This is a genomic window from Natronospira sp. (genome assembly GCF_007134575.1).
Classification (GTDB): domain Bacteria; phylum Pseudomonadota; class Gammaproteobacteria; order Natronospirales; family Natronospiraceae; genus Natronospira; species Natronospira elongata.
Genome location: NZ_SLKM01000008.1, coordinates 1 through 11,401, shown reverse-complemented (window position 1 = coordinate 11,401; position 11,401 = coordinate 1). Strand labels below are relative to the sequence as shown.

Sequence of the window (11,401 nt, the reverse complement as noted above, 5' to 3'; positions counted from 1 at the left end):
AATAACACAATTTGGCAGTGACTTTACCCTGCTTTCTGCCGGTTTCCGATTCTGACAGTAGCCGGGGAGCGGGCAAGGCTCCGCTCCCCGGCCCCTAGCTGCCAGGGCACCTCTGCACAGAGGTTCCCTAATTGGAAGAAATGTACTTCTCCCGCCGGATATTCTGCACCGGAAAGCCCAGCTCTTTCAGCTTCAGAGCCGCCGTATCAATCATTTCCGGATTACCGCAGAGATAGGCAATATCCCGCTCCGGGTCCGGCTTGACCCGGTCGATCTGATCCTGGACGTAGCCCTGATAATGGAAAGCCGTGGGGGATTCCGGCATGACCCGGCTGAAGCAGGCATGGAAGTTGAATCCGGCATGCTTCTCGGCACACTGCTGAAAGTCCTCTCCGTAAAGCAGCTCTTCAGGATTACGCACGCCGAGAAACAGCTCCACGGAGAAATCTTCCAGGTCAATTCGTCGCTCCAGCTCCGGGAGCATGGCCCGATAAGGGGTCACCCCGGTGCCCGTGCCGATCAGCAGATAGCGGCAGGGCGAATCGTCACGCAATACGAAACGGCCAAAGGGCCCGACTGCATCCACGGCATCCCCCGGCTCCATGGCAAACAGACGCTCGGTAGCCCGCCCACCATCCACATGGGTGACCGCAATGGCAATGGACTGGCTGCTCTCTTCCGGAATGGACGCAATACTGTAGCTGCGCCGCAGCATCTGCTCTTCATGGGGCATGTGAAGGGTGACAAACTGCCCCGGCTGATAATCGATAAGCTCACCGTCGCGTCGGGTGAAAGTGAGCTCCCTGACCCGTGGCGTCACCATCCGGGCTGACTCCAGCACCAGTTCGAACTTGCGAATCGCCATGTAAACCGTCCCCTGTGGATGGGCAAGACAAAACCCGCGCGCCTGGCACGGACCGAAAAATGGTCCCATATGCTAACAAAGGCCGCGCCGGCTGGAGCGCGCCATTTGCCATGCCGAGCAATAATTCGCCTTCCCGGGTTTGACACGGGCAATCGATGGGCGTAAAAACAACGTGGTGCTATGAATTCATTCGTACAGTAATGCTCGTATCCTGAGCCATAAAGGGAGGCCAAGAGGGAGGCCATTATGTTAAAAATGCAACACTTTTCCGTTCTCGGACTGACCCTGCTGCTGAGTGTCCTGCTGGGCGCTTGCGCCGGCAACCACCTGCGCACCGTTGATCGTCAGGTTGTGGGTGTGGACGAGTTCCTCACTCACATCAATGCCCTGACCGAAGAGGTCATCGAAGCCGACGACGACGAATTCAGCGAAGACCAGGTCCAGAAGATTGCCCGCCTCAATGAACAGCTCAATCAGCGCCTGGCCGATGTAAGCGAGGTGGAAGAGCTCAGTGACAAGGAGCGGGATGAAATCTTCGCCATGAGCGAGGACTTTTATGCCACGGTATTCCCGGACCGGGAAGACACCCGGACCATCTGCCGCAATGAAGCGCCCACCGGCAGCCGAATTCCGGAAACCCGCTGCACCACCGTCAAGGACCGCCGCCAGGAAACCGAGCAGACTCAGGACCGGGTCCGTGAAATGCAGCACCGGCCGCAGCAGACCGGCGGCGACGGCTGAGTTTTCAGCTTTTGAAGCAAGGCGGGGACCGTGTCCCCGCCTTGCGCATTCTCCCAGCCTTTGCTTAACCTCCCCGCTTTAACTCACGGCCGTGACCGACTACTCTAAGCTCTTCGTCTTGGGCCACTAGCCTGAGGCATTGCCGTGGTTCACTGATGCAAGTGGCACCTGGCCCCTTCCAAACTGCCCGCGGAGGCCGACATGAATGCATTGAATGCGAGATCTGTTCTTCTTTCCGGTGTTTTCATCGGCCTGATTGGCTGTGCGGCGGGACCGGAGCCGGCCCGGGATGCCGAAGCCGTGCGAGCCGCCGTGGCGGAAGCCGCCGAAGGCGATCACCGTTCCGACGCCCATCGTGAGCGAAATGACGCTCGCAACCCGGTCGAGACCCTGGACTTTTTCGGTCTTGCCGCGGATCAGCATGTGGTCGAACTCTGGCCGGGTGGCGGCTGGTATACCGAGATCCTTGCTCCGGTGCTGGCCGAGCACGGCAAACTGACTGCCGCGAGCTTTGATACCGAGTCAGAAGTGGCCTATCAGGCCCGGCTGGGCAAAGCGTATCTGGAAAAGCTGGCGGAAGAACCCGACATCTACGGCAATGTGGAAGTGCTGCCCTTTGACCCGCCGAGAAAGACCCGCCTCGGGGAGCCCAACTCCGCCGATCTGGTGGTGACGTTCCGCAGCCTCCATGGCTGGGTCAACGACGAGGTGGCCGAGGAAGTCATGCGGGCGGCGCTGGAGGTACTACGCCCCGGCGGCAGCTTCGGCGTTGTTCAGCACCGGGCGCCGGCCGGTGAGGACCCCATGGAATGGGCGCAGCGTGGCTACGTCCCCGAGGAATATGTCATCCAGCTGGCCGAACGCGTGGGTTTTCGTTTTGTGGACAGCAGTGAGATCAATGCCAATCCACGGGATGAAAAGGACCATGATTTCGGCGTCTGGACCCTGCCCCCCAGCCTGCGCGCCTGCCGGGAAATGGACGAAGGCGCGGAACGGGATGACTGCATTGCCCATTTTCAGTCCATTGGCGAGTCCGACCGCATGACCCTGCGCTTCGTCAAACCGGATTGATCAAAGCGGCTGAACGGATGACAAACCCGGTGCCCGCGGCACCGGGTTTTTTATGGAGCGGCAATCAAAGCCCCTTGACCACATCCTGGATGACGGCGCGAAGGATCTGGCGGGTCTGATCGAAGCGCTCGTGTCGGGGACCGCCGGCGGGATCCAGTTCATTCATGTAGACCCGTTGCGCCATTTCGATCTGGACGGCATCAACCTGTTCCATGGCCCCGTAGTGGCGGGTGATATACCCCCCCTTGAAGGGATAGTTTCTCGCCACCCGCAGCCCGGCTGCCTCGAAGCCGGCCTCCAGACCACCAATCAGCCACTCATCACAGCTAACGCCCTCACCGTCGCCGAGGTAAATATCCTTGAGCAACTCGTCGTTGATCCGGGTGGGTGAGGACATGATGCTGTGGGCATCGATCAGTACCGCCCTGCCGAACTCCTCCCGGGTCTGTTCGAGAAGCTTCTGAAGCTGTTCATGGTAAGGGGCATGGTAAAGCTGCCGACGCCGTTCCACTTCGTCTTCATCGGGCTCATGGGTCCAGACAGGCTCGCCATGGAAGGTATGCAGGGGCACCAGGCCGGTTTCGAAGCGGCCCGGATAGAGTGGCCGATTCTCCGGCGGGCGGTTGAGATCAACCACAAAGCGGTTGTAGACCGCATGGATGGTGGTTATGCCGAGCTCCGGCAGAAAGTCATAGAGTTCATGCAAATGCCAGTCGGTGTTGGGTAGTTCATGCAGATCATCGCTGGCGAAGAAACGGGATATGCCCTCCGGCACCCGGGTGCCCGTATGGGGAATACTGACCACCACGGGCAATCGCTCGGTATTTGGCTCGCGGATCACATATGGGTTTTCTTGCTCGTTTTCACTCATTTTTCCTCCCCGTAAATCGACTTCACTACCCCGGCAAAGGCCTGCCGACGAGCATCCGAGTCAGGCAGCGCGCCCTGGCTGACCTGCTTGTGCCCGGCCACATAGACGTCGCGCACGGCGCCGCGCGCGCCCCCTATGAGCAGGGCATCCACCGCCGTATCCGGCCCATGACCGGCGACAGCGGGATGGTCTTCATCCACCACCACCAGGTCCGCGAACGCCCCGGACTGAATGGCTCCGCCGCCAGCCTCACCGTTGTAGCCGTGATCACCCAGGGCGGCGGCACCGGCTACCGCCATCTCGCTCCACATGGCCTGCCCGATACCGCGCTCGTCGGCCAGCAGCAAGCGCCGCTCCCGACGCAGACGTTGGCCGTATTCCAGCAAGCGCAACTCCTCCACCGCATCGATACGGCAATTGCTGTCGGAACCGATGGCCATCGACCCACCCTGCCGGCGAAACTCCGCCGCAGGAAACAGGCCGTCGCCCAGGTAGGCCTCGGTCAATGGGCAGATCACCACACGGGCATCGGCCGCCGTCACCCGCCGCAACTCATCCGGGCCGGCATGGGTGGCGTGGACCAGATTCCAGTGGCGGTCCAGTTCGACGTGATCGGCCAGGACGGTGACCGGCGACCGACCGTGTCGGGCCTGGCAGTCGGATACTTCGGCACGCTGCTCGGCAACGTGGATGTGGATGGGGATATCCGGGCCCAGTACGCCCCGGGCGCCGGCCACCAGATCCGCCAGCTCCTCGGGCGGGACCGCTCGCAGGCTATGGGGTGCGATACCTGGTGACAGATCCTTGAGCTTGCTCAGCAGCTCGAGGAAATCATCCAGGTGTCGATGCACGAAGCGACGCTGGCCCTCGCCAGGCTCGCGATCGAATCCGCCCTTGCGGTAATAGACCGGCAGCAGTTTCAGGCCAATGCCCACATTGTCGGCCGCTTCGGCCACCGCGCGCGCCATCTCCTCGCCCGCGCTGCCGTCGGGCAGGTGATGCAGATAATGAAACTCGGCCACCCGGGTGAAGCCGCCCATCAACATTTCCGCGAACGCCTGCTCGGCAATGATGCGCATCTGCTCGGGGGTGACCACCGAGGCCAGGCGGTACATGTGGTCCCGCCAGCTCCAGAAGGAATCCTGCCCCGCCGGGACCTCCCCGAAACCGCTCATCGCGCGCTGAAAGGCATGGCTGTGGGCATTGGGCATGCCCGGCAGGGCCAGCCAGCCGTCATAATCCAGGGGCCCGCGAGCGGCATCCAGCACATCCAGGGCCTGAATTCGGCCTGCCGAGCTGACGACAACCGCGCAGTCGTTTACCATCCCTTCCGGCGTCAGCACATGCCGAAAGGTGAGTCGCTGAGTCATTGCCTACTCCACTGCCAGTTCAAATGGGGCCGAAGCGTGTACGACCTGATCATTCGCAACGCGAGAGTATATCCAATGGACGGCACCCTTCGTCAGGGCGGCTTTGACAGCATCGCCGTCCAGGACGGACGAATCGCCGCCCTGGGCGTGGACAAGGATGCCGTCGCCCTGGAGACGGTGGATGCCGACGGCCGGGTCCTGATGCCGGGCCTGATCGACTGCCACACCCACGTCCTCTACGCCGGCCATCGCATGGACGAACATGCCCGCAAGCTGGAGGGCGCCAGCTACGAGGAGATCGCCCGCAGTGGCGGCGGCATTCTGTCCACGGTGCGTGCCGTGCGCGAGGCGGACGAGGAGCGCCTGGTGCGGGAGAGCCTGCCCCGGGTATCCGCCCTGCTGGCCGAAGGGGTGACCACGGTCGAAGCCAAGAGCGGCTATGGCCTGGACACTGAAAACGAGCTCAAGATGCTGCGGGCCATCCGCCATCTTGACCGGGAGACCCCGGTCCACCTCTCTCCCACGTTCCTGGGCGCCCATTCCATTCCGGCCGACCGCTCCCGGGAAGATTACATGGACGAGCTGGTCGAGAAGACCCTGCCGGCGGTGATCGAGCAGCAACTGGCCGAGACCTGTGACATCTACGTGGAACGCATCGCCTTTACCGTGGCTGACATGGAGCGGCTGTTCGCTGCGGCCCGAGACGGCGGGCTGCGCCTGCGCGCCCATACCGACCAGCTCTCCAACATGCAGGCCACCCGGCGCGCCGCCGAGCTCGGAGCCCTGTCCTGCGATCACCTGGAATACACCGAAGAAGCCGATATCCGCGCCATGGCCGAGCACGGGACCGCCGCCGTGCTGCTCCCGGGGGCCTTTTATTTCCTGCGGGAAACCAAATTGCCGCCGATTGCCGGCTTTCGGAAGGCCGGCGTGCCGATGGCGGTTTCCACCGACATCAACCCGGGCAGCTCTCCGGTGGTCAGCCTGCAGGCGGCCATGCACATGGCTGCCATCTTCTTCGGCCTGACCGCCGAGGAAATCCTGCTGGGCGTGACCAGCAATGCGGCCGCCGCCATGGGCGAGGCCGAAGACCGGGGCAGCATCGAGGTGGGCAAAGTGGCCGATCTCACCCTCTGGGACATCCCCGGGCCGGAATTTCTCATCTATCAACTGGGCGGCATCCGCCCGGACCGAACCTACATCGGAGGTCATCCCGCGTGAGCGAACAAGCCCTGATTCTTGACGGCGAAAGCCTGACTCTGGATGCCCTGCGGGACTGGGAAGCCACGCCCCGTCCCGCTGCCCTGGCAGAGAGCGCCCGTGAACGCATGCAGCAATCCGTGGCTGCGGTCGAGCGGGTCATTGACCAGGAACGGGTCAGCTATGGCATCAACACCGGCTTCGGGGCCCTGGCCCGCAAGCGGATCTCCCGCGACCAGGTGGTGCAGCTTCAATACAACCTGGTGCGCAGCCACGCCTGCGGCGTGGGCGAGGCCCTGGCCCCCAATGCCACCCGTCGGCTGATGCTGCTCAAGGCCAATGCCTTGGCCGTTGGCCATTCCGGCATCCGCCCGGAAGTGGTGGAAACCCTGCTGGCGCTGCTCAATGCTGATGTGCTGCCCCTGATCCCCGAGCGCGGTTCCGTGGGCGCTTCCGGGGATCTGGCGCCTTTGGCCCACCTCACACTGGCACTGATCGGCGAAGGCGAGGCCCTCCACCAGGGTGAAGTGCTGGAAGGCCGCGATGTGCTGGCAGCGGTGGACCGGGAGCCGGTGGTGCTGCAAGCCAAGGAGGGCCTGGCCCTGCTCAACGGCACCCAACTGTCGGCAAGTCTGGCCATCGAGGGCCTGTTCCGCCTGGAGCGGCTCTGGGATGCGGCCATCGCCGCCGGTGCCCTGAGCGTGGAGGGGCTGGCCGGCAGTTACAGCCCCTTTGATCCGCGACTGCACGCGGTCCGGCGCATGCCCGGGCAGATCGCCGCTGCCGAAGCCCTGCGCGGCTGGCTCAGTGACAGCGAGATCCGCGAGAACCACCGCAACTGCAGCCGGGTCCAGGACCCCTATGCCCTGCGCTGCATGCCCCAGGTCATGGGTGCGGCACGGGACACCCTGGACCATGCCCGGCGCATACTCGAGTGTGAACTCAACGGCGTCTCCGACAATCCCCTGATCTTCGATGACGAAGTGATCTCCGGCGGCAACTTCCACGCCGAGCCCATTGCCATGGTGTCGGATTTTCTTGCCGTTGCCGGGGCCGAGATCGGCAGTATTTCCGAACGCCGAAGCGATTGCCTGGTTCGCGGAGTGAATCCGGACATGCCCCTGTTCCTGACCGAAGAGGCCGGGGTGGAAAGTGGTTTCATGATCGCCCACGTCACCGCCGCCGCCCTGTGCTCGGAGAACAAGACCCTGGCCCACCCAGCCTCGGTGGATTCCATCTCCACCTCCGCCGGCCAGGAGGACCATGTCAGCATGGCGCCTTGGGCCGGACTGAAGCTGGTCCAACTCTGCGAGAACCTGGCCCGCATTCTGGCCATTGAGCTGATGGCCGCGGCCCGGGCGGTGGAGCTGCAGGCGCCGCTCAAGACCACCCCGGAGCTGCAAAAACTGTTGAAGTGGTTGCGCGATATCTCACCGGCACACACCGGCGACCGCCGCATGGATCGGGATATCGAGGAACTTGCCGAGGCCTTGCTGGGTCTGCCTGAGTTCAAGTAGGAATTCTCAGCCGGACCACATCTAGCGAAAAGGAATCGGCGAATGCGGTTTCCCAACAGGCGATGCCCGGCGGCAATGCTGACCGCCCTTTGCATCATGCCGGCCCTGACTCAGGCCCAGGTCACATCCGAGGAAAAGCCCACGGACGAAGCACTGGAGCTGGAACGCATCATCACCAGCACCAGCCGAGCCGAGCGGGCCCTGGCAAGGGAACCGGCCAGTGTGTCCCGGGTGGACGGGGTGGAGATCGAGCGGGTCGCCCACACCCATGTCAGTGAGCTGATGTACCGGGTGCCGGGAACCTGGGTCACCCGCAATAGCGGCCAGGAACACCTCACCGCGATTCGCTCCCCCGTGCTCACCGGGCCGGGGGCCTGCGGCGCCTTCCAATTCCTGGAAGACGGCATCCCCATCCGCGCGGCGGGTTTCTGCAACGTCAACGCCCTGTTCGAGGTCAACACCGAGCAGGCCGGGGCCGTGGAAGTCATCCGCGGGCCGGCCAATGCCCTGTACGGCTCCAACGCCCTGCACGGGACCATCAACGTCATCAGCCGCCGCCCCCTGGATCCACCGGCCCGCCAGGCCAGCCTCGAGGCCGGCCCGGACCGTTATTGGCGTGGCCAGGTCTCCGGTGGTGGCAGCCAGGGGAATACCGACTGGCGGGCCTCGGCGACGCTTACCGAGGACGGCGGCTGGCGGGATGACAGCGGCGTCAGTCAGCAGAAACTCAATACCCGGATTCAGCATCCCCTGGCCGGGGGCGAACTGAGCTGGTTGTTTGCCGGCAGCTGGCTGGACCAGGACACCGCCGGTTTTCTGGAAGGCTTCGAGGCCTATCGCCAACGCCCCACCGACAATGACAATCCGGAGGCCTTTCGCAAGGCCGAGGCCCAGCGGCTGGCAGCGCGCTGGGACCGGGGGCTGGCATCGGGCTGGGAGCTGGAAATCACGCCCTATCTGCGCCGCACCGACATGGACTTTCTCCAGCATTTCCTGCCCGGCCAGCCGCTGGAACAGAACAGCCAGGAAAGTCTTGGCCTGATGAATCGGCTGTCTTACCAGGGGGATCGCTGGTGGACCCAGGCCGGCATGGATCTGGAATACACCCGCAGTGCACTCAGCCAGTATCAGGACGGCGAAGTGGACGCCGACAATGATTTCCTGCGCGAAACACGGCCGCCGGGGGCCCACTACGATTATCGCGTCAGCGCCCAGCATGCCGCGGCCTACACCCAGGCCAGTCGCCAACTGGGCGAGCGCAGTACCCTGGAAGCCGGGGCCCGGCTGGAGTATCTCAACTACGACTACCGAAACCGCCTGGAACCGGGCAACCGGCGGGACGACGGCAGCGAGTGCGGCTTTGGCGGCTGTCTCTATACCCGCCCCGACGATCGCAGCGACAGCTTCACCACCACCACCCTGAATCTCGGTCTGACCCGGGAGCTGGGCCAGGACCAGGCGCTGTTTACTCGTCTCGCCCAGGGCTACCGGGCGCCCCAGGCGACCGAACTCTATCGCCTGCAGTCAGGCCAGACGGTGGCCGACCTGGATTCGGAGGAACTGGATTCGGTGGAAGCGGGGCTGCGCGGACGACTGGGCATCCTGCGCTATGAACTGGCCGCCTATTACATGGAGAAGGACAACTTCATCTTCCGTGATTCGGATGGCTTCAATGTCAGCGATGGGGCCACCCGCCACCGGGGGATTGAACTGGACCTGCGGCTGCCCCTGTCCACCGAGTGGTCCGTGGCGCTCAATGCCAGCCGCGCCCGCCATACCTGGGCCTTCGACCGGACCGATGGCGAGCCAATCGAGCGGGGTGATGAAATCAGCTCGGCACCCCGCGGGCTGGGCTCGGCCCGCCTGCTCTGGCAGCCCCATAATGGCCGGCAAATCGAGTTGGCCGCCAATTATGTGGGGAGTCATTACCTGGACAATGCCAATGAGCGCCGCTATCACGGACACACCGTTTTCAGCCTGAAGGCAAGCCAGGCGCTCCGGGAGGACTGGTGGCTGCATGCACGGGTACAAAACCTCAGCGACCGCCCCCACGCCGAGCGCGCGGATTTTGCCTTCGACGAATACCGCTATTTTCCGGGCCGGGACCGGAGCCTGTTCCTGGCACTGGAGTACCGTCGCTGAGCACCGGGGGAGTGGTCTGACCCGTCCAAGTCCGGTAATATTCCGGGTTTTATCATCACCAGAGCGCCGGAATGTCCCATCGTACCCGTCATTTGCCAGAAGCCCGTAACCCGGCTCACAAGCTGATCCGGGAAATGCGTTATCACGAGCCGTCTCGCCAGCTACTGGCCATGGCCTACATCCTGGTACTGGCCATCATGGCCGAGCCGGGCCTGGTCAGCCTCTACTGGGTAGGCTTCAGCATCGCCGGCCTGGGCATTCTGATTCGCCTGTGGGCCTCCGGCCACGTCAAGAAAAACAAGGAACTGGCCACCGACGGCCCCTACGCCTACGTCCGCCATCCGCTTTACGTGGGCAATATCCTGGTGCTGGTCGGCTTCTGCATTGCCTCCCAGCTTTGGTGGTCAATCCCGGTGATGATTGCCTTCCTGTGGTTTTACTACCCGCCCGCCATTTCCTATGAGGACCGCAAGCTGCACAAGCTCTTTGGTGAACAGTGGGAAAACTGGTCGCGGGATACCTATGCCCTGTGGCCGAAATTCAAGGGTCGGGGTTTTCGCTTCGGTGGCTGGTCCTTTCGCCAAAGCCTGATGGGCAACGGCGAACCCCTGCTGGTGGCCTACATGATCTACTGTGCCTGGCATCTGGTGGTCTTCTAAAGCCGCTTACATGCGCCCAACGGCTTTGACGGAATCGGAACAAGGAGAGCTTCTCTCCTGGACCCAGGCAGCCATTGAGTCGGGACAGCACAAGCTGTCCCGAGGATATCAGGGCCAGGTTCTCCTTTACCAGGACGGTGACCGGGCACTGGTGATCAAGGCACCCCCCCGTTCTCTCTATCGCTGGCTGTCGATCCGGATGCTGCGCCGGGAGGCGCGGGTCTATGAGCAGCTTGAGGGCATCGAGGGCATCCCGCGTTGTCTCGGCCTGCTGGGCGGTCGTTTCCTGGTGCTTGAGTACATTCCCGGCGACAGTCTGCGCCATGCCCAGATCCCCGACCCGGCGGACTTCTTCCAGCGCCTGCTGCGCATCATCCGCCGCATGCACGCTGCCGGGGTCGGGCACGCTGATCTGAAGCGCAAGGACAATATCCTGGTGGATGAGCAGGGCCGACCCTGGGTCATCGATTTTGGCGTGGCCACTCTGCGACGCCGGGGATGGCGACCGATCAATCGCTTCCTTTTCAATACCGCCCGCCGCTTTGACCTCAATGCCTGGGTCAAGCACAAATACCGCCGCCGCCTCGATCAGGTCGATGAGCGCGACCGGCGTTATCTGCATTACACCTGGATGGAACGCTGGGGACGCCGGATCAAGCAGTTCTGGCGCAAGCTCACCGGACCTCGGATTCGGGAACGGGACCGACGGTAGCTGCCGGGCTTCGACTGGGTTTTGACCGTCTGTTGTCGGTGACGGGGTGCATCCCGGCTTCGGTCCTGGTGCCATCCGGAGGCTCTTGGTCGCGAATAAATTCGCTCCTACGGTGCCTATAGCGTATGCCGAAACCGCCGTAGGAGCGGATTCATCCGCGATTTCCCCAGCCGAATCGAAGGCAATCTGCTCATCAATTCAAATTCGCCATCAGCGTGCACGGCCCAGGTGACCCCCGCCAAGGGTGAGCCTT

The 11,401-nt window shown here is 63.2% G+C and carries 10 protein-coding genes; 7 read left to right on the top strand and 3 right to left on the bottom strand.

The window, feature by feature from the left end; genetic code table 11:
* Window positions 1–127: 127 nt before the first annotated feature.
* Window positions 128–865: an FAD-binding oxidoreductase gene (locus ACJWXQ_RS00280; RefSeq protein WP_346049740.1), complete on the bottom strand. Its 738-nt coding sequence runs from the start codon at window positions 863–865 to the stop codon at window positions 128–130.
* A 255-nt stretch (window positions 866–1,120) separates the two neighbouring features.
* On the opposite strand from ACJWXQ_RS00280, the gene ACJWXQ_RS00275 reads away from it, so the two are divergent.
* Window positions 1,121–1,606, top strand: a complete 486-nt coding sequence (locus ACJWXQ_RS00275) for a hypothetical protein (protein ID WP_406671902.1) — start codon at window positions 1,121–1,123, stop codon at window positions 1,604–1,606.
* Between the two features lie 201 nt (window positions 1,607–1,807).
* On the top strand, window positions 1,808–2,677 hold the full coding sequence (locus ACJWXQ_RS00270; protein WP_346049736.1) for a methyltransferase: 870 nt from the start codon (window positions 1,808–1,810) through the stop codon (window positions 2,675–2,677).
* A gap of 64 nt (window positions 2,678–2,741) precedes the next feature.
* On the opposite strand, the gene ACJWXQ_RS00265 is transcribed toward ACJWXQ_RS00270, so the two are convergent.
* Both ACJWXQ_RS00265 and hutF read right to left on the bottom strand, forming a co-directional pair.
* The gene (locus tag ACJWXQ_RS00265; protein ID WP_346049734.1) at window positions 2,742–3,548 is read right to left on the bottom strand and encodes an N-formylglutamate amidohydrolase; all 807 of its coding nucleotides are present in this window, start codon (window positions 3,546–3,548) and stop codon (window positions 2,742–2,744) included.
* A complete protein-coding gene (hutF, locus tag ACJWXQ_RS00260; protein WP_346049732.1) occupies window positions 3,545–4,918 on the bottom strand; it encodes a formimidoylglutamate deiminase in 1,374 nt (457 codons plus the stop codon). The genes ACJWXQ_RS00265 and hutF overlap by 4 nt, the downstream gene beginning before the upstream one ends.
* Window positions 4,919–4,993: 75 nt before the next feature.
* Between hutF and hutI the strand changes: the two genes are divergently transcribed.
* The 5 genes from hutI to ACJWXQ_RS00235 all read left to right on the top strand — a co-directional run bounded on the left by hutI (window position 4,994) and on the right by ACJWXQ_RS00235 (window position 11,148).
* Window positions 4,994–6,139, top strand: coding sequence for an imidazolonepropionase (gene hutI / locus ACJWXQ_RS00255; protein ID WP_346049730.1), 1,146 nt, complete (start codon window positions 4,994–4,996; stop codon window positions 6,137–6,139).
* Window positions 6,136–7,635 (top strand): histidine ammonia-lyase, encoded by a 1,500-nt coding sequence (gene hutH / locus ACJWXQ_RS00250; protein ID WP_346049728.1) that lies wholly within the window; start codon window positions 6,136–6,138, stop codon window positions 7,633–7,635. Before hutI ends, hutH begins: the two co-directional genes overlap by 4 nt.
* 75 nt (window positions 7,636–7,710) lie before the next feature.
* Window positions 7,711–9,777, top strand: a complete 2,067-nt coding sequence (locus tag ACJWXQ_RS00245; RefSeq protein ID WP_406671901.1) for a TonB-dependent receptor — start codon at window positions 7,711–7,713, stop codon at window positions 9,775–9,777.
* Between the two features lie 71 nt (window positions 9,778–9,848).
* Window positions 9,849–10,436 (top strand): methyltransferase family protein, encoded by a 588-nt coding sequence (locus ACJWXQ_RS00240; protein WP_406671900.1) that lies wholly within the window; start codon window positions 9,849–9,851, stop codon window positions 10,434–10,436.
* A gap of 10 nt (window positions 10,437–10,446) precedes the next feature.
* Window positions 10,447–11,148 (top strand): protein kinase domain-containing protein, encoded by a 702-nt coding sequence (locus ACJWXQ_RS00235; RefSeq protein ID WP_346049721.1) that lies wholly within the window; start codon window positions 10,447–10,449, stop codon window positions 11,146–11,148.
* Window positions 11,149–11,401: the final 253 nt, after the last annotated feature.